The sequence below is a fragment of the Actinomadura napierensis genome, from assembly GCF_039529375.1.
Taxonomy (GTDB): Bacteria; Actinomycetota; Actinomycetes; order Streptosporangiales; family Streptosporangiaceae; genus Spirillospora; species Spirillospora napierensis.
Window position 1 is genome coordinate 63149 of sequence record NZ_BAAAMR010000019.1, and the last position, 23202, is coordinate 86350.

A 23202-nucleotide genomic window follows, 5' to 3' on the forward strand; every position below is an offset into this window, starting at 1 on the left:
GGTGGTGAGTGGCCATGTGTGGGTCGGATGGCAACCGCAAGGCCCCCTCAGACGTCCCCGCGACCCCGTGTTTTCCCTGATGAAGCCCGAAATCGCCGACCTTCCTCCGGAAGTCCTCCGGGCCGGGGAGACGCCGTCACAGCGTGATGACGATCTTGCCGTGGACGTGCCGTCCGGCCTGGAGTGCCACGGCGTCGCGGATCTTCTCGATCGGGAAGGTCGCGGCGATCGGCACGGTGATCTCGCCGGCGACGATCGCGTCGGCGATCCGCTCCAGGGCGTCCGGTCGCGCGTCGAAGCCGCCGGTCGGGCGCACGCCGCCGGGAGGGGTGGGCCCCGCGGCGATCGTGGAGATCCGCTCGGGCGGGACGCCGAGCGCGAGCGCGGTCTCGGCCGTCTCGGTGCCGAACAGGTCGGTCGCCGCGGTCACGCCATCGGGGGCCAGGGCCCGAACCCGGTCGGCCAGCCCGGCGCCGTAGGCCACGGGCTCGGCGCCCAACTCCCGCAGGAACTCGAAGGTGCCCTCCGAGGCGGTCCCGATCACGGTGGCGCCGGCGAGCTTCGCGAGCTGGACGGCGAACACGCCCACGCCGCCGGCGGCGCCGCCGATCAGGACGGTGTCGCCGGACCGCAGGTCGATCGCCGCCAGAGCGGCGGCGGCGCTCAGGCCGGCCACCGGAAGCGTGCTCGCCACCTCGTCGCTGACGCCGTCCGGCGTGTGAAAGAGCATTTCGGGCCCCTCCGTGGGCGCCTTGAGCACCAGGTGTTCGGCGGCGGCCCTCCCCAGCGTGCCGCCATGGACGCGGTCGCCGACGGCGAAACCAGTGGCACCGGCGCCGACCTCGTCGACGACGCCGGCGAAGTCGGATCCGAAGCCGGCCGGCACGGTGATGCCGAACCGTGCCGCCACCTCGGGCCGCGCGGCGATGCCCCAGTCCATCGGGTTCAGCCCGACGGCCGTCACGCGGACGCGGACCTCGCCGGGGCCGGCGTGCGGCTCCGGGACGTCTCGCAACTCCAGTACCTCGGGACCTCCGAACGTCTCATGGATGACGGCTCGGCTCATGGCGGACCTCCTGCGGCACGGTGATGGGACTTGGTCCTATCACTGTACACGAGTGATGGGACCAAGTGCCGTACACTGTCCCCATGGCCCGCTGGCAGCCCAACGCGTCGCAGCGACTCGTCGCCGCCGCCCTCGACCTCTTCGCGGAGCGGGGCTACGAGAACACGACGGTGATCGACATCGCGCGGCGCGCCGGCCTGACGAAGAGCACCTTCTTCCGGCACTTCCCCGACAAGCGGGAAGTCCTCTTCGGCGGGGACACGATGACCGGACTCCTCGCCGACGGGATCGCCGCGGCACCGGCGGCCGCCACCCCGCTCGAAGCGGTGGCGAACGCCCTGGACGCGGTCGGGCGCGAAGCCTTCACCCCCGCCCGCCGCGAGTTCACCGCCCGCAGGGGGGCGGTGATCGCCACCCACCGGGAGCTGCAGGAACGCGAGGCGCTGAAGGGACTCGCCCTCACCGCCGCGATGGCCGGCGCGCTCAAACGGCGCGGCGTTCCCGACCTGACCTCGCGCGTGGCCGCGCAACTGGGCGCGCTCGCCATGAAGATCGCCTTCGAACGCTGGAGCGACACGGCCAACGACGACGACTTCGGCGAACTCGCCCGGCGAACCCTCCGCGACCTACAAGCGGCCACCACCTCCTGCTAACGCACAACGCGTTGAGCAGCCGTCCGGCTAAGTCGTGAGCAGCGGGTTCTGGGTCAGGCTTGTTCGGGGTCTTGGCCTTGGGCGGCGCGACCGCCGTCCACGGGGACGATCGCGCCGTTGATGAAGCTCGCCTCGTCCGACAGCAGGTGGCGGACGGTCGCAGCGACCTCGTCGGGGCGGCCGACGCGGCCGAGCGGGTGGAGGGCGCGCATCTCGTCCTCGATCCGCGCGGCGGACGCCGGGTCCTGCGCGGCGAGGTACGCCTCGTAGCGGGCGGTGGTGATCGAGCCCAGCGCGACGACGTTCACCCGGACGCCGCGCGGGCCGTAGTCCACGGCGAGGGCGCGGCTGAAGCCCTCGACGGCCGCCTTCGCCGTCGCGTAGGTGAGCGAGCCGCGGACGGGCCGCGCGGCCTGGTGGGACGAGACGTTCACGATCGCGCCGCCCGTGCCGGCGTCCAGGAACCGGCGGATCGCGGTCAGCGATCCCACGACGGCCGGGTCGAAGTTCAGTGCCACCAGGTCGAGCACCTCGCGCGGGCCCGGGACGTCCACGGCGGCGGTGCGGAAGACGGCGGCGTTGTTGACCCAGCCCTTGAGGGTGCCCATCGCCTGCGCGGCGTCCGCCGCCCGCGCCGCGACGGCCTCGTCGCGCATGTCGCCGGCGACCACCGTGACGCGCGGGCCGGTGGCCCAGTCCAGGGCGGACGGGTCCAGGTCGGCCGCCACGACGTGCCCGCCGTCGGCGAGGAGGCGCTCGGCGATGGCCCGGCCGATGCCGCGGGCGGCGCCGGTGACGACATAGGAGAGCTCCACGGACCGGAACGTACCACCGCGTTTGGCCTTGGACGTGGGGGCAGGGGACACCCTGACACGGGTTTCGAGGAGGAAGCGATGACCGACGTCTTCACGGTGCTGGCGAACGACCACACCGAGGTCAAGCAGATGCTCACCGAGCTGGAGGCCGGCTCGGCGGGCGCGTCCAGTGCGTCCGTCCACGGTGAGGACGCGCTCCGGCTGCGCAAGAACATGGTGGAGCAGCTCATCATCGAGGAGTCCAAGCACGAGGCGGTCGAGGAGGAGTACTTCTGGCCGGCGGTCCGCGAGCTGGTGACGGACGGCGACCGGCTCGCCGACCACGCCATCGAGCAGGAGCAGGCGGCGAAGAAGGTGCTCAACGACCTGATCGGGCTGGACGCGGGCGAGGCGAAGTTCGAGGAGCTGCTCGCGAACTTCATCACCGACGGCCGCGCGCACATCGCCTTCGAGGAGAACGAGGTGTGGCCGGCGCTGCGCAGGGTCATCACCGACGAGCGGGCGGAGAAGCTCGGCGAGAAGCTGGAGCAGGGCAAGAAGCTGGCGCCGACGCGCCCGCACCCGAACACCCCGCCGAAGCCCGGCATCCTCAAGGCGGCGGGCCCCGCCGTGGCGGCGGCCGACAAGGTCCGCGACAAGATCACCGGCCGGGGTCAGGACTGACATTCCGGGAGGGACGGCCATGACCGACTCGACGCGGCTGGCGCTGGTCACCGGCGCCTCCACCGGCATCGGGCGCGCGCTCGCGGACGAGTTCGCGCGGCACGGCTTCCACGTCATCATGGCGGCGGAGGACGCGGAGATCACCGCGGCGGCGCAGGCCGTCGGCGACGCGACGCCCGTCCGGGTCGACCTGGCCCGGCCGCACGGGGTCGAGGAGCTGTACGCGGCGGTGGGCACGCGCCCGCTGGACGCCGTGGCGATCAACGCGGGGGTCGGCGTCGGCGGCGACTTCGCCCGGGACAACGCGCTCGCCGACGAGCTGAACCTCGTCGACCTGAACGTCCGGTCGGCCGTCCACCTGGCGAAGCTGGTGCTGAACGGCATGGTCCGGCGGGGTGCGGGGCGGGTGCTGTTCACCTCGTCGATCGCCGCGACGTCGCCGGGGCCGTACCTGGCGACGTACGCGGCGTCCAAGGCGTTCCTGTACTCGTTCGCGGAGGCGCTGCGGCACGAGCTGCAGGGCACCGGCGTCACCGTGACGGCGCTGCTGCCCGGCCCCACCGACACCCGGTTCTTCGAGCGCGCCGGGGTGCTCGACACGCGGCTCGGCAAGTCCGGCAAGGACGACCCGGCGGACGTGGCGCGGCAGGCCTACGCGGCCCTCATGGCCGGCAAGGACCACGTCGTCACGGGCTCGGCGCGCAACAAGGTGCAGACGACGGCGTCCAGGGCGATGCCGGAGCCGGTCAAGGCGAAGATGCACGCGCTGATGTCCAAGCCGGGCACCTAGCCGAGGGCGGCCAGCGCGGTCCGCAGTTCTTCGAGCGCCTCGCGCGCGAGGTCGGTGAGCGTCCGCTCGCCGGACGGGTCGGACCAGCGGGCGAAGGCGTCGTCGAAGGCGCGGACGCCGAGCTCGGCGGCGAGGCCCGCGGCCGGGTCGGGCGTGCCGCGCTCGCGGAGCGCGCCGGCCATGGCCGCGGCGAGCTGGGCGTGCTTGAACGCGGCGCGCTCCCGCAGTTCGTCGTTGGCGGCGATGACGGCGAGGAGCCGGGTGGCGAAGTCGCGCTGGCCGTCCGTGAACGTGGCCGCGAGGGCGTCGAGGGCCGCGGCGACCGCCTGTAGCGGCGTGGCCGTGCCGGGCGCCGCGGCCACCGCCTCGCCGAGGATCCGGCTGTGCAGCTCCTGACCGGCGAAGAGCACCTCCCGCTTGTCGGGAAAGTGCCGGAAGAAGGTGGTCTTGGTCAGCCCGGTGCGCTCGGCGATGCCGTTGACGGTGGTGGCGTCGTAGCCCTGCTCGGCGAACAGGTCGATGGCGGCGCGCACCAGCCGCTCCCGCGCGTTCGGTTCCCATCGGGCCATGGCGGACAGCATAGGTGATGTTACTTGGTACCGTCACGCCTGGTACGGTGACGTTACCAAGTCACATCACTGCCAGGGAGTCCCTCATGCGCGTCTTCGTCACCGGTGCGAGCGGCCACATCGGATCCGCCGTCGTGCCCGAACTGCTCCAGGCCGGGCACGAGGTCACCGGCCTGGCCCGCTCCGACGCGTCGGCCGCCGCCGTCCAGGCCCTCGGCGCCCAGGTGCGCCGCGGCGACCTCGACGACCTGGACGGGCTGCGCGAAGCGGCCGCGGCCGCCGACGCGGTCGTCCACCTCGCGTTCGACCACGCCAGCGTCGCCCCGGTGGCCTTCGCGCGCGCGGCCGCCGCCGACCACACCGTCGTCCAGGCGCTCGGCGAAGCGCTGACCGGCACGGGCAAGACCCTCATGGGCGTCGGCTTCAAGCCCACCGGCGACGCGGCCACCGACGCGACGATCAACGGCAACCCGCGCTCCGCCGGCGCCCGCGCGGTCGCCGCGCTCGCCGACCGCGGCGTCCGGTCCATGCTCGTCGGGATCCCGCCGGTCACGCACAGCGACAAGGACCGGCACGGCTTCATCCCCCGGATGATCGGGTTCGCCCGCGACACCGGCGTGTCCGGCTACGTCGGCGACGGCGCCAACCACTGGCCCGCCGTCCACACCCTCGACCTCGCCCGCCTCTACCGGCTGGCGCTGGAGAAGGCGCCGGCCGGCGCGCAGCTGTACGCGGCGGCCGAACCGGGCATCCCGGTCCGCGAGATCGCCGAGGCCATCGGACGCCACCTGGACGTCCCGGCCGTCAGCATCCCCGCCGAGCAGGCCGCCGACCACTTCAAGGGCTTCCCGTTCGTCACGTACGACATCACGATGCCGAACGACGAGACCCGCCGGCTCCTCGGCTGGGAGCCCGTCCACCCGGCCCTGATCGAAGACCTCGACCAGGGCCACTACTTCTGACCGATCGCGGGGGGAGGCCGGCCGGGGCCCGCGTTCACCAGGGTCCCGGCCGGCCCACCGCCGCCACATACCTCACGCGTCGCCGGGCACTACGTGTAGTTGTGATCACGGCGCAGGCCCCGCGGATGTGGGGACGGGCGGTCCACGCCCTCACACGCCGGCTCGGCGGGCCCCGCCAGGCCCGCGTCGTGCTGCTGCTGGCCTGCGTCCTCGCCCTCAACACCGCCGACTCCGGGGTCATCGGCGCGATCGTCGAGGAGTTGCGGCGCTCCCTGCACATCAACAACACCGAGGTCGGCGTGCTGACGGCGGCGCCCTCGCTGGTCGGCGCCGTCGCCACCGTCCCGGTCGGCATGCTGACCGACCGCGTGCCGCGCGTCCCGCTGCTCGCCGGCAGCATCATGCTGTGGAGCGCCGCCATGGTCGTCGGCGGCCTCGCCACCTCCTACGACTGGCTGCTGACGTCGCGGGTCGCGCTCGGCGCCGTCACCGCGACCGCCGGCCCGACCGTCGCGTCCCTGACCGGCGACCTGTTCCCGCACCAGGAGCGGGCCGGCGTCTACGGGCGGATCCTCGCCGGCGAGCTGGTCGGCGCCGGGTTCGGCCTGGTCGTCGGCGGCAACGTCGCCGCCGCGCTGAGCTGGCGGTTCTCGTTCTGGTTCGTCGCCGTCCTCGGCGTCGCGCTGGCCCTGGCCGTCTGGCGGCTGCTGCCCGAGCCCGGCCGCGGCGTGCAGGGCCGCCCCGCCGGGAGCCCGCGCGGCGACACGGAGGCCGCCCAGCAGGCGGTGGAGGAATCGGACGTCGAGCCCCGCCCGGAGAACGTGCTGGCGGCCGACCCGGCCCGGATGACGCTGCCGCAGGCCGCCCGGCACGTGCTGCGCATCCGGACCAACGTGATCATCATCCTCGCCTCGGCCATCGGCTACTTCTTCTTCGCCGGGCTGCGCACGTTCGCGATGGTCTTCGTCCAGCACCGCTACGGCGTCGGACGCGCCGAGCTGAGCCTGCTCGTCCTGGTCATCGGCCTCGGCGCCCTGGTGGGCGTCCTGACCTCCGGACGCGTCGCCGACCGCCTCGTCCGGCGGGGCCGGATCGCCGCCCGCGTGCTGGTCCCGAGCGTCGCCTACACGGCGTCCGCGCTGCTGTTCCTGCCCGGCCTGCTGACCCGCTCGGCGTGGATCGCGATGCCGCTGTTCTTCCTCGCCGCCGCCGCGCTGGCCGGTGCCAACCCGCCGCTGGACGCCGTCCGCCTCGACGTCGTCCACTTCCGCCTGTGGGGGCGCGCCGAGAGCATCCGCACGATCCTGCGCATGGCGGGCGAGGCGATCGCGCCCGTCCTGTTCGGCTGGCTGTCGGGCCTGTTCGGGGACGGCGACCAGTCCGGCACCGGCCTCGACCGCGTGTTCCTGCTCGCGCTCATCCCGCTGCTGGTCAACGGCCTGCTCCTGCTGCGGGCACGCCGCGACTACCCGGCGGACGTCGCGTCCGCCATGGAGTCCGAACGGCGTTTCCCCGCCGCCTGACCGCTAGATCACCACGCGCCGGGACACCAGCCCGTGCCCCACCTTCGTCCCGTGCCACAGGTCGAACCGGCAGCCCGCCGCGAACGCGTCCTTCCCGGCCTGCTCGGTCAGCAGCGTCATCGTCACGATGTGGTCGACGTCGCCCGGCCGCAGCGGCTCCCCGTCGTCGGTCGTCACGACCACCTTGTGGAACGCGCTCGGCTTCGGCGCCGCGCCCTTCTCCCGCAGCGTGAACGGGCAGTTCTGGGCGGGAAGGCCGGTCCCGATCACCTCCGCGCACTGCTCGTCCAGCGAAACCAGCGCCATGAACTTCGTGAGCCTCATTCCGTCGCTCCTCCCCCGAGGCCGCGCCCCACGTCACCGCCGCGCGGCCATCGCCATGAACGGTCACTTCCATCCATACCCCCGCGAACGGCCCGTCCCCAGCCCCCGTGAGATGATGATCACGAAGTTCTGGGAGGCGGACGCATGGCAGTGGTCCGGGCGGCACGGCCGGAAGACCTGGAGACCGTGACCGGGATCGGCGCGCATTACGTGCTGAACACCGTGGCGACGTTCGCGGAGACGCCGCAGACCGTCGCGGAATGGCGGCAGCGGCTCGACGACCTTACGGAACGCGGCCTTCCGTTCCTGGTGGCCGAAGCGGACGGCGAGGTCGCCGGGTACGCGTACGCGGGCCCCTGGCGCCCGAAACCGGCCTACCGCTACACCGTCGAGGACACGATCTACCTGGCCCCGGAGCACACCGGCAAGGGGCTCGGGACGGCGCTGCTCCGCGCGCTGGTGGACGGATCGGCGAAGGCGGGCATGCGGCAGATGATCGCGGTCATCGCCGACACCGGCGAGACCGGGTCGCAGGCCCTCCACCGCCGTTTCGGGTTCGTCGAGGCGGGCCGGCTGGACGACGTCGGCTACAAGCACGGGCGCTGGATCGCCACCACCCTGATGCAGCGCTCCCTCGCCTCGGCGGCGCCCTCGTAGCGGGGGCCTTCACGGCCCGGCCCCGCCGGGTTACCCTTCCCATGGCGTCCGTGCCGGTCGTTTGCGCCTCGACTTGGGAGGGTCCCGTCCGCGGGACGGTTCGGCTCTGACACCGGCTCCTCTGTGTCCCGCTTTACCGAGGAGTCGTCCCATGCAGTACAAGCACAAGCGATGGCCGACGGCCGCCGCGGCGGTCGTCCTGTCGCTGGTCGCGCTGTCCGCGCCGTCCTACGCGCAACCCGCCCCGTCCGCCACGAGCGACACCTGCCCGGTGAAGTCCAGGCCCGCCGGCAAGGTCCTGCAGGGCTACTGGGAGAACTGGGACGGATCGTCCAACGGCGTCCACCCGCCGTTCGGCTGGACCCCGATCGACGACCCGGTGATCAAGCAGCACGGCTACAACGTGATCAACGCGGCGTTCCCCGTCATCCGCTCCGACGGCACGGTGCTGTGGGAGGACGGCATGGACTCGACCGTCAAGGTCGCCACCCCCGCCGAGATGTGCGCGGCGAAGGCCGCCGGCGCCACGATCCTCATGTCGATCGGCGGCGCCGCCGCAGGCATCGACCTCGGCTCCAGCAGCGTCGCGGACCGGTTCGTCGAGACGGTCGTGCCGATCCTGAAGAAGTACAACTTCGACGGCATCGACATCGACATCGAGACGGGCCTGACCGGCGGCGGCAGCATCACCCAGCTCTCCACGTCGCAGGCCAACCTGGTCCGCATCATCGACGGCGTGCTCGCGCAGATGCCGTCCGGCTTCGGCCTCACGATGGCGCCGGAGACCGCGTACGTCACCGGCGGCAGCGTCACCTACGGCTCCATCTGGGGCGCCTACCTGCCGATCATCAAGAAGTACGCGGACGACGGCCGCCTCTGGTGGCTCAACATGCAGTACTACAACGGCAGCATGTACGGCTGCTCCGGCGACTCCTACTCCGCCGGGACGGTCGAGGGCTTCGTCAAGCAGACCGAGTGCCTGAACAACGGCCTGACCGTCCAGGGCACCACCATCCGGGTGCCGTACGACAAGCAGGTCCCCGGCCTGCCCGCGCAGCCGGGCGCGGGCGGCGGCTACATGGCGCCGAGCCTGGTCGGCCAGGCCTGGAACCAGTTCAACGGCGCCCTCAAGGGCCTGATGACCTGGTCCATCAACTGGGACGGCTCGAAGGGCTGGACCTTCGGCGACAACGCCCGCTCCCTCCAGAGCCGCTGACGCCCGAGACGGGCCCGGCGGCCACCCGCCGGGCCCGTCCGCGTCACTTCAGCAGGTCGCGCATCTTGGCGATCTCAGCCGACTGCGACATGACGATCCTCAGGGCCAGGTCCTTGGCGTCGAAGTTCAGGCCTGACGCCTTCTCGTCGTTCGCCATCGACACGGCACCCTCGTGATGCTTGATCATCATCTGGAGGAATGCCCTGTCAAAGGCCTTGCCCTTGAGGTCTTTAAGCGAGGCCATGTCCTTCTCGCTCATGATGCCGGGCATGTCATGGTGCATCCCCGACATCGCGGCGGGCGCGCCCCACGCCTTGAGCCAGCCGGTCATCTTCTGGATCTCCGGTGCCTGGGCCTTCTCGATGCCCGCGGCGAGCTTCTTGACCTGCGCGGACGAGGCGCGGGACGGCGCGAGCCGGGCCATCTCCACGGCCTGCCGGTGATGCGGGATCATCATCTGCGCGAACATGACGTCCTGGTCGTTGTGCGACCCCGGCGTCACCATGCCGGCAGCGGACCCGGACGCCGACAGCGACGGCTCGGAGCCGCCGTCGTCGCCGGAGTCGCCGCAGGCCGCGAGGGCGAAGGCCAGGGCGGGGGCGGCGACGAGCGCGATTGCGCGTTTCACTGGGTTGAGCCTTCCGTGTGCTGGGTTCGTGGACGGTCGTCTGGCGCGCCGAAGCGGCGCGCCGACGGCCTGTCACAGCCGAAGCACGCTCAACCGGTGGAGGGACGGGCCGGGCGGGGAGCGTCCGCCGCGCCGCGCGGGCGTCCGGACGGCCCGACGCACCGTCACGTCCACCCGCATCAGCCGAAAGAGGCCGAACAGCAGTGCGCCGAGCAGGGAGAGCAGGAGCATTCCCAGGCACATCTGCCCGCTCGGATGGTCCGGATGGTGGTCGCTCGGCGGGTCACCGACCACCACGTGATGATGCGTGGCGTCGGCGACACTCGCCAGCGGGGCGGCAGACATCTCCATCGGGCCGGGGGCCGCCTGGAGGCCGTGCATGGCCATCAGGCCGGAGAGCAGCAGCAACAGGCGCAGCGGCGTTCCGGGAGGGGAACGCCGCTGTGCCCGTCTCAGCCGTCTCACCGTCCTCCAGGGCTCCGTCCGGTCCCATGGGTTCGCTCGAACCTCATGGTAGGCCGGGTCAGGAGGGGGAGAACGCGTACAGCTTGTTGTTCTGCGCGCACTTGTAGGTGCCGTCGGAGCAGAGCCCGAACCAGTACCCGGAGCCCCAGTAGACGGTCCCCGCGACGACGGCCGCGCCGCCGATCACGGAGCCGCCGCTGTTGTACCGCCACAGGACGTTCCCGTTGGCGGCGTTCAGCGCGAACATGGTGTCGGCCGCGCCGTTGATGCCGCCGGCGTAGACGACGCCGTTGGCGGCGCTGAGGAACCCGATGTCGAGGGTGCCGTAGGGGTCGCCGACCTGCCAGAGGATCTTCCCGGTGGCCGCGTCCAGCGCCGCCCACGAGCCGCCGTCGACGGTCGTCTTCGTCCCGTCGGCGCCGACGATGTCGTACTCCTCGTGCTCGGCGTTGCCGATGCCGACGTAGACGCGCTTGCCGTCGGTCGCCGAGCCCCATTCCATGCCGCCGAGGTCGCTGCCGGGCCCGACCCGGGTGTGCCAGATCTCCTTTCCGGTCGCCGGGTCCAGCGCATAGTAGATGCCGCTCTTCTGGCCGACGCCGAGGATGCTGCGCAGGTGGCCGCCGTCGGCGACCTGGTACAGGTTCGGCGCGGACCCGAAGTCGAAGTCGGGGCCGCAGGTCTCGCAGTCCTCGGTTCCGACGTCGGCGGTCAGCGTCTTGAACGACCAGCCGACGGCGCCGGTCCGCAGGTCGAGGGCGACGACCGCGTCGGTGTAGTTGTCGTCCGGGCCCTGCTGGCAGTCCTCTTCGCCGGGACGTGTGCAGATTCCGTCGGGAACGGTGTAGTTGTTGCCGGTCGTGACGAACAGCCGCCCGGTGGTGTGGTCGACGACGAACGAGCTGCCCCACACCGAGTTGCCGGTGTATCCCTCGGGCGCCATGTACCGCCGCCAGCGGACCGCGCCGGTCGTCGCGTCCAGCGCCACGACGCTGCCGCGGAACCGCACCGGATTCTCGTCGCCGAACTCGACGCGGCTCGCCGTCCCGACGTAGACGGTGTTGCCGTCCACCACGGGCGACGTCGTCACCATCGCGGCCGGGTCGGCGTCGATCAGGGTGCTCCAGCGCTTCGCGCCGGTCACCCGGTCGGCCGCCATGACGCGGGCGCCGCTGTCACCCGGCACGCTGGACACCCCGTCGCCGAAGACCAGTTCCGTCCCGGCGACGGCCGGGCTCGTCCGGGACACGTCCCCGGACACGCCGCTGTAGTAGGAGATCGGATGCTGCCAGCGGACGGCGCCGGTGAGCGCGTCCACCGCCGACAGGCCGCCGCCGTAGTCGGGGACGTAGACGGTGCCCAGCGACACCGTCGGGGTGGCGGACACGTTGCCGCCCAGGGTCGCGGTCCAGCGCGGCTTGAGCCGTCCCGCGTTGCCGGGCGAGATGACCGTCTCGGTCGCGGCGTACCGGGTGTTGGACAGGTTCTGCCCCGCGGCCGTCCACCCGGGCACGTACGGGACGGCGCCGGACGGCGCGGCGGCCGAGGCGGCCGGCAGCGACAGGAGCGCGGCGGCGAGGACGCCGGCCGTCGCGAGGGCCGGCGCCTTCCCGCCGATTCGCATGCGGGCCACCGCTCACCCCTCCGCGATGTAGGCGTGCACGATGCCCATGACGTCGTTCTTCGCGGTGGGCGAGTCGTAGTAGCTGGAGACGGTCAGCCGGTCGCCGTGCCTGATCGTCGCGAGCGGGTCACCGGCGCAGGTGCCCATCTTCACGATCGTCCGCATTCCGCCCATCGTGTCGTAGGTGGCGGGCGAGTCGCAGACGAGCGCGCCGGTCGTGTCGTCGGCGGCCTTCACGTGGACGCCGCCGGCGTGCTGGTGGCCGTTGGCGAACACGATGCGCCCGCCGACCGTGGACGTCCAGCTCCAGGTGTGGGTGCTCGGCCCGGCCGGGACGCTGTAGTCGGAGGTGAGGCAGCCGCCCGCGTCCAGCCACAGCGACCGCACCGGAGTGGTCGTCCCCGCACCGGCAATGGTGTAGGTGATGGATATGTAGACCGTCTTCGGCGTCGACGAGTAATTCATCAGGTCGGTGAGCATGGCCCAGCGGTCATAGCTTTTCACCGGCACGCCGTAACCGTCGGGCATGTTCTTTTCGGTGCGCTCGTCGCCGGACGCCCATATCCGATCGGGCGACAGCGGGCAGACGGTGTCGCGCGCCGCCAGGTTCGAGATGACGAAGTGGTGCAGCATCGGGCCGCTGTTCATGTCGGCGGTGCTGCCGTCGGCGTACACCAGGTCCGGCTTCTCGCCGACGATGTCGCAGGTGGAGCAGGGCTTCGGTGCCGCCGACACCACGTTCGGCAGCTCTCCGGGACGGTCCATGGTGCCGCCCGGGATCGTCCACGGGCCGTACTTCACCGTCATCGTCTGCGTGGCGGGCGCGGCCGCCGCCGGCTTCGCCGCGGCATTGGCGGCGTTCCCCGTCCATGCGAGGGCCAGCGCGAAGGCGGCCAGCACAAAGATCATTGAGCGGAATCTTCGGCGCACTGCGATCACCCCATTCTGGGCTCGACGCGAATTGGAATTGAAATCGCGTGCGGCCCGAAGGTACGGCCGCCGCCGCGTCCCGCCATCGGCGAAACCACCGGCCGCCCGCCGTTGCTCCGGCGACCAACGGGTGGATCGCGCGGGGTTGCGGGTGCACACTGCGGTCATGGTGGAACCGCGCTACCTCCTGGGGCCCGGCGGGCTGCGGGTGGAGGCCGTCCGGCTAGGCGAGGCGGACATGGCGTTCGTCCGGGCGCACCACCGGGACGCGGCGCCCGGGCAGGCCTGGTTCCTGCTCACCCGGGACGGCAGCCTGGTCGCCTACTGCCGCGACATCGAGGAGGTCGCCGAGCACGTGGACCTCGTCGACCTGCACGGCCCCGGCGACGCCGCGGAAGCGGAAGACGCGGGATGACCTGGCGCTTCCCCGCGAGTTGAGCGATGCCGAGTTTGATCGACGCGCATTGGGCAATCGCAGTCCCCGTGACAGCGGAGAGCACGGAACAGGGCGTCGTCGACACGAAGATCCCGGCACGGCTGGACCGGCTGCCCTGGTGCCGCTGGCACTGGATGATCGTCATCGGGCTCGGCACCGTCTGGATCCTGGACGGCCTCGAGGTCACGATCGTCGGCAACCTCGCCCCGCAGCTGGCGAAGCCGGGCAGCGGCGTGGACATCACCTCCGGCCAGGTGTCGGGGTTCGGTGCCGCGATCTACGTGACCGGCGCGTGCCTCGGCGCGCTGTTCTTCGGCTGGCTGACCGACCGGTTCGGCCGCAAGAAGCTGTTCATGATCACGCTGGTGGTGTACCTGGCGGGCACCGCGTTGACCGCGCTGTCGTGGACGGCGTGGTGGTTCTTCCTGTGCCGGTTCATCACCGGGTTCGGCATCGGCGGCGAGTACGCGGCGATCAACTCCGCCATCGACGAGCTGATCCCGAGCAAGCACCGCGGCCGGATCGACATCGTCATCAACGGCAGCTACTGGCTCGGCGCCGCCGCCGGCGCGCTGCTGACCATCCCGATCCTCGGCCAGTTCGCGGTGGGCGTCGGCTGGCGGCTGGCGTTCGCGCTCGGCGTCGTCCTCGGGCTGGTGGTGCTGCTCGTCCGGCGGCACGTCCCGGAGAGCCCGCGCTGGCTGATCATCCACGGGCGGACGCGGCAGGCCGAGAAGCTGGTCGGCGACGTCGAGGAGACCGTCGAGGACGAGACCGGCGACCGGCTCCCCGAGCCCGGCCGCTCCATCCGCATCCACCAGCGCCGCAGCCTGGGCTTCGCGCTGATCGCCAGGTCGCTGTGGCAGCAGTACCCGAAGCGGGCGGTCCTCGGGTTCGCGCTGTTCATCGGGCAGGCGTTCCTCTACAACGCGATCACGTTCGGGTTCGCGGACATCCTCAACACGTTCTTCCACATCGACACCGACACCGGGTACTACTACGCGGTCATCGCGGCCGGGAACTTCCTCGGCCCGCTGCTGCTCGCGCCGCTGTTCGACAGCTGGGGCCGCAAGCCGATGATCAGCGGGACGTACCTGCTGTCGGGCGTGCTGCTGCTCGGCACCGCGTACCTGTTCGACCAGGGGCACCTGACCGCCACCACGCTGACGGCCTGCTGGTGCGTGGTGCTGTTCTTCGCCTCCGCCGGGGCCAGCTCGGCGTACCTGACCGTCAGCGAGGTCTTCCCGATGGAGACCCGGGCCCTCGCCATCGCGTTCTTCTACGCGATCGGCACGGCGGCCGGCGGCATCTCCGGGCCGCTCGTCTTCTCCAAGCTCACCGCCACCGGCGTGCCCCGCGACACCGCGATCGCCTTCGTCATCGGCGCCGTGCTGATGATCGCGGCAGGGCTGGTCGAGGCGGTCATCGGCGTCAAGGCCGAGCGCAAGGGCCTGGAGGACATCGCCCAGCCGCTCACCGCCCAGTAATTCCCCAAACTTTTCTCCGCGGGGATGTCGAGGACCGGTCCGGGGCACCGACCAAACGGGTGAGAGGCGCCGCCGGGGCGCCGTGCACCGAGGGAGGACCCCATGAGCAACGTCACCTGCGACCTCGGGGTGTCGCTGGACGGTTTCGTCGCCGGCCCGAACCAGAGCCTGGAGAACCCGATCGGCGAGGGCGGCGAACACCGGCTGCACCGCTGGATGTTCGAGCAGCCGGAGGCCAACGCCAAGGAGCTGGAGGCCATCACGGCCGCGGGCGCCTTCATCATGGGCCGCAACATGTTCACCCCGGGACGCGGCGACTGGGACCTGGACTGGACCGGCTGGTGGGGCGACGAGCCCCCGTACCACGCGCCGGTGTTCGTCCTCACCCACCACCCGCGCGAGCCCGTCGAGATGCGGGGCGGCACGACGTTCCACTTCGTCACCGACGGCATCGAGTCCGCCATGGCCCGGGCGCGCGAGGCCGCCGGCGACGCCGACGTCGCGATCGCGGGCGGCGCCGCCACGGTGAACCAGTACCTGGGCGCCGGCCTGATCGACGAGCTGCGCCTGCACATCGCCCCGACCGTCCTCGGCGCGGGCGAGCGGCTGTTCGCGGGCCTGGCCGGCCTGGACCTGCGGCCCGCCGGCGCGTCGTCCAACGAGCTCGTCACCCACCTGACCTACCGGCGGCCCTGACCGAAAGGAATCCGATACCCCCCGGAGCTGAGGCTGGAGCTGCCCGCGGCGACATCAAGGGCGTGGCACTGACAGGCATCGTGCCGCGCTCCCCGGCGGCCGCTCCGCGGGTCGGTCGCTACCCGGATGTAGTGTCCCTGGCACGCAAGCTACGGCTTCTGGTTGACGGAGGGGTGCCGTGGAGTACGCCGAGTACCGGGCCCGCGACGCGGTCGGGCTGGCCGCGCTCGTCACCGCCGGCGAGACGACCCCGGCCGAGCTCCTGGACGCCGCGATCGCGCGCGCCGAGGCCGTGAACCCGAAGATCAACGCCATCGTCGCGCCGATGCACGACCAGGCGCGGGCCCGCGCCGCCGAGCCGCCGTCCGGGCCGTTCGGCGGCGTGCCGTTCCTGATCAAGGACCTGTCCCAGGACTACGCCGGGCTGCCGACCGGCAGCGGCAACCGGGCACTGCGCGGCGTCGCCGCCGCCGAGCACGCCGAGGTGGTCCGCCGCTGGCTGGACGCGGGCCTGGTGATCTTCGGCAAGACCAACACCCCCGAGTTCGGCGCCAAGGCCATCACCGAACCGGAGGCCGGCGGCCCGACCCGCAACCCGTGGGACCTCGCCCGCACGCCCGGCGGCTCGTCCGGCGGGTCGGCCGCCGCGGTCGCGGCCGGGATCGTCCCGGTCGCCGGGGCCAACGACGGCGGCGGCTCGATCCGCATCCCGGCGGCCTGCTGCGGGCTGTTCGGCCTCAAACCGGGCCGGGGCCTGGTCCCCGCCGGGCCGCTCTACGCCGAGCACCTGCACGGCGCGGCCGTCGACGGCGTCGTCTCGCGGACGGTCCGCGACAGCGCCGCGATGCTCGACGTGCTCACCGCGTCCGCCGACCCCGGCGGCCCCTACCTGCCCGCCAAGCCCGACCTCCCCTACGCCGAGCTGGCGCGGCGGGCGCCCGAGCGGCTGCGCATCGGCTTCTCCACCGCCTCCCCGCTCGGCACCGACGTCCACCCGGAGGCCGTCGCCGCCGTCGAGGACGCTGCCAGGCTCCTGGAGTCGCTGGGCCACGACGTCGAACCCGCGCGGACCGGCATCGACGAGCGCAGCCTCGCCTTCGACTTCCTCGCGATGTGGTCGACGCAGCTCGCCTATACGGTCGACGAGATCCGCCGCGCCACCGGCGCCTCCCGCAGCGCCTTCGAACTGGACACCCACCTCGTCGCCGCGGCCGGACGCGTCCTGTCGGCCCCCGCGTATTTCGCGGGGCACGAACGCTGGAACACCTACAGCCGCGGGCTCGCGGAATTCCACTCCCGCTACGACCTCCTGCTCACCCCCACGCTCGCGAGACCGCCGCTCCGCATCGGCGAACTCGACACGCCCGCCCCGCTGCGCGCCATCGGAAAGGCCGCCCTCACCCTCGGCCTGGCCGGCCTGCTGACCCGGACGAAACAATGGCGGGACACCGTCATAGCCAATCTCGCGCCGGTCCCCTACACGCAGCTCGCCAACATCACCGGACGTCCGGCGATGAGCGTCCCCACCTACCACACGCCCGACGGCCTGCCCCTCGGCGTCCAGTTCGTCGGCCCGCTCGGCGGCGAAGGCATCCTCCTCGCCCTCGCCGCCCAACTCGAAGCCGAACGCCCCTGGTCAGCCCTCGAACCACCCCTCTGACCCGGCCCCGCAAAGCCGCTCGCACAACCGCTGGACCGCCTCGCCCGCCTCGTCGTCGCGCGCCCCGGCCGGCCACGGGACGTGCCGCAGCCGGCCGTTGACGTAGATCCCGGTGACGCCCTCGAATTCGGGACTCGCGGCTAACTGGACGCTCGAATGCGCCGCCTTCGCCATGTCGTTCATCAGGCGGGGGCCGAAGAAGTGAATGAGCGGAACCAGCGGCCGGTAGAGGTAAGGGAACGCCGCGGATGACATGGCGCGGTTTCCCGGCGTGTAGGCGTGGCCGGGATAGGCGACGTTGACGGTGACACCGTCCCCGGCCAGACGTTCGGCGAGCCTCCGGCTGAGGGCCATCAAAGCGGTCTTGGCGTGGTTGTACTGCGAGAAGGTCCATCCCAGATAGGTCTTCTCGCCCTGTAGGTTGCCGAGGTCCAGCGGTTTTCCCGGAATTCCGCCGGTGAGGTTGACGACGCGTGCGCCGCCCGCGGCGCGCAATTGCGGCAGCAGCAGGAACGTCAACGCGTAGGGCGCCAGGACGTTGAGGGCGAAGGTGCTCTCCACGCCGTCCTCAGTGAGCGTCCGGGGTGCGCTCATGCCGCCGGCGTTGTTGACGAGCACGTGAAGGCGGTCGTGGCGGGCGGCGACCTCGGCGGCCAGCCGGCGCAGGCCGTCCAGCCGGGTGAGGTCGCCCGTGCACGCGGTCGCGCCGCCCCCGATCTCGGCGGCGGCGGCCTCGGCCCGCGCGGCGTCGCGTCCGACGAGGACGACCTGTGCGCCGAGCCGCGCGAGCTGCCGCGCGGTCTCCTTGCCGATCCCGCCGGTGCTGCCGGTCACCAGGACGGTCTTACCGCTCATCGATTCCATGACCCCTCCTGCCGTGAGTGTCACTCGGTGACACACACGCTACCAGGAGCCGGAAAGTATCCTCGATGCGTGAGCGGTGACGAGAGGACGGGGCTGCGCGAGCGGACGCGGCGCGCCGTGCGGGCGGAACTGTCGGACCTGGCGGTCCGGCTGTTCCTGGAACGCGGCTACGAGCGCACGACGGTGGAGGACATCGCGGCGGCGGCGGGAATGTCGAAACGCAGCTTCTTCCGCTACTTCCCGTCCAAGGAGGACGCCGTGTTCGGCGAGGCGGAGGACGTCGCCGAGCAGGTGGCGGAGGCCATCCGCGCGCGTCCCGAGGGCGAGCCGCCGTGGGCGTGCCTCTGCGCGGTGCTGCGCGAGCAGCAGGAGGCGATCCGTTCGGCGCAGCCCGGCCTGCGGACGCTGCGGCTGATCGAGGCGACGCCCGCCCTCCGCGCCCGGCTGCACGCCGAACGCGACCGGATGCGCGAGCTGATCACCGCCGCGCTGCGCGAGCACTCCGGCGCCGGCCTGGACGCCTTCACCGCCGACCTGCTGACCGGCACAGCCGCCGCCGCTCTGGAGGCGGCCGACCGGGAGTGGATGCGCAGCGATGGCGCGGCCGACCGCGCAGCCCTCCTCGACCGCGCATTCGCCCTGCTCAGCCCGTCCGCCGGCGGTCAAGGAATTCGGTGAGGGCCGCAAGCCGCCCGGCCGGGGCGGGGGCCGGCCGGGCGGACAAGCGGTTTCAGGCGCAGTTGCTCTGCGCGGGCTCGCCGGAGACGCGGGCGGCGAGCCAGTCCAGGGCGGTTCCGGCGCCGAGGACGGCGGCGCCCATGTGGTCGGCGAGGGAGTAGGACCGCCACTGCACGTTGGCTCCGCGGGAGCACCAGTCGGCGCGCAGTTGCTTGCCGATGTCGTAGGAGACGATCTGGTCGGCGGTGCCGTGCCACAGGTACACCGGCGAGGCGGGAGCGTGGTCGCCGAGGTGGTCCTGTTTGAGGCGCGCGATCCAGTCGGAGGCCTTGAGCGGGTCGCTGACGGTCAGGTCTTCGAGGGACTTGCCCATCGTCTCGAGTGAGGCTTCGACGACGCAGCTGTCGCGGAGCTTGGCGACGAGGGCGCGGCCGTCGTCGTTCAGGTATTTGTCGAGGTCCAGTTCGGGGTAGGCGGCGTCATGACCGATGGCCGTCATCAATTCCAGTCCGAAATCGGCCCCGCCGGAATCGTCCGTGCCGGTCAGCAGGTCGGCGGGCACGCCTCCGGCGGCGATGCCCTTGATCTTCAGGTCGGGGGCGTAGGAGCCGGCCAGCTCGGCGGCCCAGCCGGTGGCCTGCCCGCCCTGGGAGTAGCCCATCACGGCGACGGGCGAGGACGCGGTGACGCCCGTGTTCTGCGCCTCGGGCAGCCGCTCGGCGGCGCGCGCCGCGTCCAGCACCGCGGTGCCTTCCGCGCGGCCGACGAGGTAGGTGTGGTCGCCTGGCGTGCCGAGGCCCTGGTAGTCGGTGACCGCGACCGCCCAGCCGCGCAGGAGGGCCTGGTTGAGGAGGGACGAGTTGACGGCGTCGCCCTTGGGGAAGGCGGCCGACGGCGCGCACTGGTCGCCCAGGCCGACGGTGCCGACGGCGTAGGTGAGCACGGGCCGGGTGCCGGTCCGGCCGTCCCGCGGCACGATGACGGTGCCGGAGACCACGTCGGGCCTGCCGTTCGCGTCGGTCGACCGGTAGTGGATCTTCCAGGCGTCGGTCGGCGTGGGGAATCCGGGCGGGAGGCGGTACGCGGACGGCTCCGCGCTCACCACGTCCCCCGGCCGGGTTCCGGCGGCGGGCGCCTCCTCGGCGGCGGCCGTGCCCGCGAGGGCGGTGAGCGACGTCGCCGCCACGATGGCGGCCGAGGCCACGGGCAGGCGGCGCCGAGCCGCGGGGTGGGTGCCCTTGTGTCTCATGGGTGCTCCCTTGGGGGGTGGGGGGACCGGCCGGAACGCGCGCATGCGGCCGCCGGGCCGTCCCTGCGCGGTGAGCCGGGTGCCGTAATGAAACATCCGGGCCGTGTGTTACTCAAGACTTGAATTTGGCTTCAAGTTCGTGTAGCCGCGCGCCCGAAAGGGGGCGATTCGATGACAGGGAGCCGTGTCGCCGAGGACGTCAGGCGGACGGCCTGAGACCGAGCGCGTTGAACCAGATCCTGTTCAGCGTCGTGACCAGCTGGTCGTAGCTGAAGTCCATCTCGGCGACGTAGTACAGGTAGGCCATCCGGCCGACCATCGCCGAGAGGGAGAGCGCGGTCACCAGCGGGTCGAGCTCCGGGTCGGCCTCCCCGCGCGCCTGCAGGCTCCGGATCATCTGCGCGTTCCGCTCGGCGAAGGCACTGCCCCGCTCGACGCGCAGCTCGTGGAACTTCTCGTCGATCTGCGCGACCTGCTCGAACAGCGCCATGAGGCGGGCGTTGCGTCCGTAGGACTGCAGGTACTCGCGGTTCGCCGCGTCGATGAGCCCGCGCGGGTCGGTGACGCCGGTGCGTTCGCGCAGGTGGGGGTGGAGCATCTCCTCCTGCACCACCTCGACGAGGGCGGCGAAGATCTCTTCCTTGTCGTTGAAGTAGGTGTAGAACGACCCGGCGGCGACGCCGGCGGCCTTGGAGATGTCGGTGATGCGGGCGTCGAGGTAGCCGTCGCGCTCGAACACCTCGCGGGCGGCGGCGATGAGCGCCTGCCGGGTTCGGATGCCGCGCTTGCTCCGCGGAGTGATCCGGGACGGCCGTCCGCCGCCGGTCACGTCCTGGGATTCCACTGCGGTCGGTCGCCTTCGCTCGGTCCTGCGCTCGCTCGCGTGCAGGTTAGCAGCAGCCTCCGGCACCGCGACCCCGCTGTTCTGCGCCATCGTGCGCGGCGGCCACGGCTCTTGAACTTGAAGCCGTATTCAAGTAAGTCTGGGGTCATGCCACGACGACGGGAGCCTTCCGTGGACCTGTTCACCGTCTCCGACCGGGTGCGCCGCTACCGCGCCGACCTGCTGGAGTTCATGGAGGAGTACGTGTACCCGGCCGAGGCCGTGTACGAGGAGCAGATGCGTGCGGCGGACGACCCGCACCACCAGCCGCAGATCGTCGAGGACCTGAAGGCCGAGGCGCGGCGGCGCGGCCTGTGGAACCTGTTCCATCCGCATCCGGAGTGGGGGCCGGGCCTGACGAACCTGGAGTACGCGCCGCTGGCGGAGATCATGGGCCGCAGCGCGCACCTGGCGCCGGAGGCCACCAACTGCGCCGCGCCCGACACCGGCAACATGGAGGTGCTCACGCTGTTCGGCAGCCAGGAGCACAAGGAGCGCTACCTCAAGCCGCTGCTGGACGGGACGATCCGCTCGGCGTTCGCGATGACCGAACCCGCCGTCGCCAGCTCCGACGCCACCAACATCGAGCTGCGCATGGAACGCGACGGCGACCACTATCTGCTGAACGGCCGCAAATGGTTCGCCTCCAATGCCATGCACAAGAACTGCAAGGTCCTGATCGTCATGGGCAAGACCGACCCCGCCGCCCCGCCGCACCGGCAGCAGTCGATGATGGTCGTCCCCATCGACGCCCCCGGCGTCACGATCGTCCGCAACCTCCCGGTGTTCGGGTACACCGACCGCGAAGGCCACGCCGAGATCCGCTTCGAGGACGTGCGGGTGCCGGTGCGCGACGTCCTGAAGGGCGAGGGCGAGGGCTTCGCGATCAGCCAGGCCCGGCTGGGGCCCGGACGGATCCACCACTGCATGCGCGCCATCGGCGTCGCCGAACGCGCCCTGGAGCTGATGTGCCGGCGGGCCGACGCCCGGTCGCGTTCGGGCACCGGCTCAGCGACAGCGCCAATATCCGCGACTGGATCGCCGAGGCCCGCATCGACATCGACCGCACCCGGCTGCTGACCCTGAAAGCCGCCTGGATGATGGACACCGTCGGCAACAAGGCGGCCCGCACCGAGATCGCCGCGATCAAGGTCGCCGCGCCCGGCATGGCGCTGAAGATCGTCGACCGGGCCATCCAGGTGCACGGCGGAGGCGGCGTCACCGACGACTTCCCGCTCGCCAACGCCTGGGCCCAGCTGCGCACCCTCCGCCTCGCCGACGGCCCCGACGAAGTCCACAAACGCGCCATCGCCCTGTGGGAACTGCGCAAACACCGCGACCCCGCCGACACACCATGGGTCCCGGACGTCCCGCCCGGCCGAGCGGACCGGATCCCCGAGCCCGTGAAGGCCGCCGCGGCCGACCCCGCCGCGCGCTGAAGGAGACGACCATGACGCACGATTCCTCCGCGAACGACACGGTCCTGGCCGAGCGGCGCGGCCCGGTGCTCGTCCTCACCCTCAACCGGCCGGACCGTCTCAACGCCTGGAACGACGACCTCGAACGCCGCTACTTCGCCCTCCTCTACGACGCCGAGGCCGACCAGGACGTCCGCGCGATCGTCGTCACCGGGGCGGGACGCGGGTTCTGCGCCGGCGCCGACATGGCGGACCTCCAGGAGGCGAGCACCGCCGACGATCTCGACGCCGGGCGCCCCCGCCCGCGCACGTTCCCGCTGACCGTCCGCAAGCCCATGATCGCCGCGATCAACGGGGCCGCCGTCGGGCTCGGCCTCGTGGAGGCGCTGTACTGCGACGTCCGGTTCACCGTCCCGGCGGCCAAGCTCGGCACCGCGTTCGCCCGGCGCGGGCTGATCGCCGAATACGGCGTCTCCTGGCTGCTCCCCCGCCTGATCGGCACCGGCCGCGCGCTCGACCTGCTGCTGTCGGGCCGGATCGTCCAGGGCGAGGAGGCGCTCGCCCTGGGCCTGGTCAACCGGGTGGTCGACCCCGGCGGCCTCCTCGACGCCGCCGTCGGCTACGCCACCGAACTGGCCGCCTCCTGCTCGCCGGCGTCGATGGACGTCATCAAGCAGCAGGTCCATCGGGACCTCGACCGCGGCTTCGCCGAGGCGCTCACCGAAGCCGACGCGCTGATGCTCGCGTCGTTCCGCCATCCGGACGCGGCCGAAGGCGTCGCCGCCTACGTCGAGAAGCGTCCCCCGGCCTTCAGGCCCCTGAACCCGGAGTGAGACCGGCCGCACCGGACGTTTCGTCGCGCATCGAGAAAGGCCAGGTCAGCGTCTGGGCAAGTCCGTTCGCTCGGCGATTCCCGGGGTACGGCCGGGCCGGAAAGGAAGGCATC

24 protein-coding genes and 1 pseudogene are annotated in these 23202 nt (G+C 72.0%); 14 read left to right on the top strand and 11 right to left on the bottom strand.

The window, feature by feature from the left end:
- Positions 1–136: 136 nt before the first annotated feature.
- Positions 137–1066 (bottom strand): NADP-dependent oxidoreductase, encoded by a 930-nt coding sequence (locus tag ABD296_RS13460; protein ID WP_344265832.1) that lies wholly within the window; start codon positions 1064–1066, stop codon positions 137–139.
- Between the two features lie 83 nt (positions 1067–1149).
- Here ABD296_RS13460 and ABD296_RS13465 point away from each other — a divergent pair, with 83 nt between their 5' ends.
- A complete protein-coding gene (locus tag ABD296_RS13465; RefSeq protein WP_344265835.1) occupies positions 1150–1719 on the top strand; it encodes a TetR/AcrR family transcriptional regulator in 570 nt (189 codons plus the stop codon).
- A gap of 53 nt (positions 1720–1772) precedes the next feature.
- Here ABD296_RS13465 and ABD296_RS13470 read toward each other — a convergent pair whose 3' ends face one another.
- Positions 1773–2534: an SDR family NAD(P)-dependent oxidoreductase gene (locus ABD296_RS13470; protein WP_344265838.1), complete on the bottom strand. Its 762-nt coding sequence runs from the start codon at positions 2532–2534 to the stop codon at positions 1773–1775.
- A gap of 78 nt (positions 2535–2612) precedes the next feature.
- On the opposite strand from ABD296_RS13470, the gene ABD296_RS13475 reads away from it, so the two are divergent.
- The gene (locus ABD296_RS13475) at positions 2613–3197 is read left to right on the top strand and encodes a hemerythrin domain-containing protein (protein WP_344265841.1); all 585 of its coding nucleotides are present in this window, start codon (positions 2613–2615) and stop codon (positions 3195–3197) included.
- A 19-nt stretch (positions 3198–3216) separates the two neighbouring features.
- Positions 3217–3987 carry an SDR family NAD(P)-dependent oxidoreductase gene (locus ABD296_RS13480; RefSeq protein ID WP_344265844.1) on the top strand — a complete coding sequence of 257 codons (771 nt, stop codon included), beginning with the start codon at positions 3217–3219 and terminating at the stop codon, positions 3985–3987.
- Here ABD296_RS13480 and ABD296_RS13485 read toward each other — a convergent pair.
- The gene (locus ABD296_RS13485; RefSeq protein ID WP_344265847.1) at positions 3984–4556 is read right to left on the bottom strand and encodes a TetR/AcrR family transcriptional regulator; all 573 of its coding nucleotides are present in this window, start codon (positions 4554–4556) and stop codon (positions 3984–3986) included. The two genes, ABD296_RS13480 and ABD296_RS13485, sit on opposite strands and share 4 nt — an antisense overlap.
- An 86-nt stretch (positions 4557–4642) precedes the next feature.
- Here ABD296_RS13485 and ABD296_RS13490 point away from each other — a divergent pair, with 86 nt between their 5' ends.
- Both ABD296_RS13490 and ABD296_RS13495 read left to right on the top strand, forming a co-directional pair.
- On the top strand, positions 4643–5518 hold the full coding sequence (locus tag ABD296_RS13490) for an SDR family oxidoreductase (RefSeq protein WP_344265850.1): 876 nt from the start codon (positions 4643–4645) through the stop codon (positions 5516–5518).
- 101 nt (positions 5519–5619) lie between these two features.
- Complete coding sequence (locus tag ABD296_RS13495; RefSeq protein WP_344265853.1) at positions 5620–7041, top strand: MFS transporter; 1422 nt, start codon at positions 5620–5622, stop codon at positions 7039–7041.
- 3 nt (positions 7042–7044) lie between these two features.
- On the opposite strand, the gene ABD296_RS13500 is transcribed toward ABD296_RS13495, so the two are convergent.
- The gene (locus tag ABD296_RS13500) at positions 7045–7365 is read right to left on the bottom strand and encodes a hypothetical protein (protein ID WP_344265856.1); all 321 of its coding nucleotides are present in this window, start codon (positions 7363–7365) and stop codon (positions 7045–7047) included.
- Between the two features lie 144 nt (positions 7366–7509).
- On the opposite strand from ABD296_RS13500, the gene ABD296_RS13505 reads away from it, so the two are divergent.
- On the top strand, positions 7510–8022 hold the full coding sequence (locus tag ABD296_RS13505; RefSeq protein WP_344265859.1) for a GNAT family N-acetyltransferase: 513 nt from the start codon (positions 7510–7512) through the stop codon (positions 8020–8022).
- A gap of 151 nt (positions 8023–8173) precedes the next feature.
- Entirely contained in the window at positions 8174–9238 is a 1065-nt protein-coding gene (locus tag ABD296_RS13510) for a chitinase (RefSeq protein WP_344265862.1), read from the top strand.
- Between the two features lie 43 nt (positions 9239–9281).
- Here ABD296_RS13510 and ABD296_RS13515 read toward each other — a convergent pair whose 3' ends face one another.
- The 4 genes from ABD296_RS13515 to ABD296_RS13530 form a co-directional block, all read right to left on the bottom strand.
- Complete coding sequence (locus tag ABD296_RS13515) at positions 9282–9866, bottom strand: DUF305 domain-containing protein (RefSeq protein ID WP_344265865.1); 585 nt, start codon at positions 9864–9866, stop codon at positions 9282–9284.
- Between the two features lie 72 nt (positions 9867–9938).
- Entirely contained in the window at positions 9939–10331 is a 393-nt protein-coding gene (locus tag ABD296_RS13520) for a DUF6153 family protein (RefSeq protein ID WP_344265868.1), read from the bottom strand.
- A 58-nt stretch (positions 10332–10389) separates the two neighbouring features.
- The gene (locus ABD296_RS13525; RefSeq protein ID WP_344265981.1) at positions 10390–11955 is read right to left on the bottom strand and encodes an outer membrane protein assembly factor BamB family protein; all 1566 of its coding nucleotides are present in this window, start codon (positions 11953–11955) and stop codon (positions 10390–10392) included.
- 12 nt (positions 11956–11967) lie between these two features.
- Positions 11968–12864, bottom strand: a complete 897-nt coding sequence (locus ABD296_RS13530; protein ID WP_344265871.1) for a hypothetical protein — start codon at positions 12862–12864, stop codon at positions 11968–11970.
- 187 nt (positions 12865–13051) lie between these two features.
- Between ABD296_RS13530 and ABD296_RS13535 the strand changes: the two genes are divergently transcribed.
- The 4 genes from ABD296_RS13535 to ABD296_RS13550 all read left to right on the top strand — a co-directional run bounded on the left by ABD296_RS13535 (position 13052) and on the right by ABD296_RS13550 (position 17164).
- Entirely contained in the window at positions 13052–13300 is a 249-nt protein-coding gene (locus ABD296_RS13535; RefSeq protein WP_344265874.1) for a hypothetical protein, read from the top strand.
- Positions 13301–13368: 68 nt separating this feature from the next.
- On the top strand, positions 13369–14808 hold the full coding sequence (locus ABD296_RS13540; RefSeq protein WP_344265877.1) for an MFS transporter: 1440 nt from the start codon (positions 13369–13371) through the stop codon (positions 14806–14808).
- 102 nt (positions 14809–14910) lie between these two features.
- Complete coding sequence (locus ABD296_RS13545) at positions 14911–15504, top strand: dihydrofolate reductase family protein (RefSeq protein WP_344265880.1); 594 nt, start codon at positions 14911–14913, stop codon at positions 15502–15504.
- A gap of 178 nt (positions 15505–15682) precedes the next feature.
- Positions 15683–17164, top strand: a complete 1482-nt coding sequence (locus ABD296_RS13550; RefSeq protein ID WP_344265883.1) for an amidase — start codon at positions 15683–15685, stop codon at positions 17162–17164.
- Here the strand turns inward: ABD296_RS13550 and ABD296_RS13555 are convergent.
- Complete coding sequence (locus ABD296_RS13555; RefSeq protein ID WP_344265886.1) at positions 17141–18028, bottom strand: SDR family NAD(P)-dependent oxidoreductase; 888 nt, start codon at positions 18026–18028, stop codon at positions 17141–17143. The genes ABD296_RS13550 and ABD296_RS13555 overlap by 24 nt on opposite strands.
- A gap of 69 nt (positions 18029–18097) precedes the next feature.
- On the opposite strand from ABD296_RS13555, the gene ABD296_RS13560 reads away from it, so the two are divergent.
- Positions 18098–18706, top strand: coding sequence for a TetR family transcriptional regulator (locus ABD296_RS13560; protein WP_344265889.1), 609 nt, complete (start codon positions 18098–18100; stop codon positions 18704–18706).
- Positions 18707–18758: 52 nt separating this feature from the next.
- On the opposite strand, the gene ABD296_RS13565 is transcribed toward ABD296_RS13560, so the two are convergent.
- Positions 18759–19955: a lipase family protein gene (locus ABD296_RS13565; RefSeq protein WP_344265892.1), complete on the bottom strand. Its 1197-nt coding sequence runs from the start codon at positions 19953–19955 to the stop codon at positions 18759–18761.
- A 199-nt stretch (positions 19956–20154) separates the two neighbouring features.
- Positions 20155–20799 (bottom strand): TetR/AcrR family transcriptional regulator, encoded by a 645-nt coding sequence (locus ABD296_RS13570; RefSeq protein ID WP_344265896.1) that lies wholly within the window; start codon positions 20797–20799, stop codon positions 20155–20157.
- A 231-nt stretch (positions 20800–21030) separates the two neighbouring features.
- Between ABD296_RS13570 and ABD296_RS13575 the strand changes: the two are divergent.
- Together ABD296_RS13575 and ABD296_RS13580 are read left to right on the top strand one after the other, a co-directional pair.
- Positions 21031–22277: pseudogene (locus ABD296_RS13575) on the top strand (acyl-CoA dehydrogenase family protein).
- Positions 22278–22288: 11 nt separating this feature from the next.
- On the top strand, positions 22289–23089 hold the full coding sequence (locus tag ABD296_RS13580) for an enoyl-CoA hydratase-related protein (protein WP_344265899.1): 801 nt from the start codon (positions 22289–22291) through the stop codon (positions 23087–23089).
- Positions 23090–23202: the final 113 nt, after the last annotated feature.

What these genes read in the sequence shown, in the direction of transcription:
- ABD296_RS13460 (WP_344265832.1), bottom strand. Translation starts at nt 1,066, where the DNA reads ATGAGCCGAGCCGTCATCCATGAGACGTTCGGAGGTCCCGAGGTACTG.
- ABD296_RS13465 (WP_344265835.1), top strand. Translation starts at nt 1,150, where the DNA reads ATGGCCCGCTGGCAGCCCAACGCGTCGCAGCGACTCGTCGCCGCCGCC.
- ABD296_RS13475 (WP_344265841.1), top strand. Translation starts at nt 2,613, where the DNA reads ATGACCGACGTCTTCACGGTGCTGGCGAACGACCACACCGAGGTCAAG.
- ABD296_RS13480 (WP_344265844.1), top strand. Translation starts at nt 3,217, where the DNA reads ATGACCGACTCGACGCGGCTGGCGCTGGTCACCGGCGCCTCCACCGGC.
- ABD296_RS13485 (WP_344265847.1), bottom strand. Translation starts at nt 4,556, where the DNA reads ATGGCCCGATGGGAACCGAACGCGCGGGAGCGGCTGGTGCGCGCCGCC.
- ABD296_RS13490 (WP_344265850.1), top strand. Translation starts at nt 4,643, where the DNA reads ATGCGCGTCTTCGTCACCGGTGCGAGCGGCCACATCGGATCCGCCGTC.
- ABD296_RS13500 (WP_344265856.1), bottom strand. Translation starts at nt 7,365, where the DNA reads ATGAGGCTCACGAAGTTCATGGCGCTGGTTTCGCTGGACGAGCAGTGC.
- ABD296_RS13505 (WP_344265859.1), top strand. Translation starts at nt 7,510, where the DNA reads ATGGCAGTGGTCCGGGCGGCACGGCCGGAAGACCTGGAGACCGTGACC.
- ABD296_RS13510 (WP_344265862.1), top strand. Translation starts at nt 8,174, where the DNA reads ATGCAGTACAAGCACAAGCGATGGCCGACGGCCGCCGCGGCGGTCGTC.
- ABD296_RS13525 (WP_344265981.1), bottom strand. Translation starts at nt 11,955, where the DNA reads ATGCGAATCGGCGGGAAGGCGCCGGCCCTCGCGACGGCCGGCGTCCTC.
- ABD296_RS13530 (WP_344265871.1), bottom strand. Translation starts at nt 12,864, where the DNA reads ATGATCTTTGTGCTGGCCGCCTTCGCGCTGGCCCTCGCATGGACGGGG.
- ABD296_RS13535 (WP_344265874.1), top strand. Translation starts at nt 13,052, where the DNA reads ATGGTGGAACCGCGCTACCTCCTGGGGCCCGGCGGGCTGCGGGTGGAG.
- ABD296_RS13545 (WP_344265880.1), top strand. Translation starts at nt 14,911, where the DNA reads ATGAGCAACGTCACCTGCGACCTCGGGGTGTCGCTGGACGGTTTCGTC.
- ABD296_RS13555 (WP_344265886.1), bottom strand. Translation starts at nt 18,028, where the DNA reads ATGGAATCGATGAGCGGTAAGACCGTCCTGGTGACCGGCAGCACCGGC.
- ABD296_RS13565 (WP_344265892.1), bottom strand. Translation starts at nt 19,955, where the DNA reads ATGAGACACAAGGGCACCCACCCCGCGGCTCGGCGCCGCCTGCCCGTG.
- ABD296_RS13580 (WP_344265899.1), top strand. Translation starts at nt 22,289, where the DNA reads ATGACGCACGATTCCTCCGCGAACGACACGGTCCTGGCCGAGCGGCGC.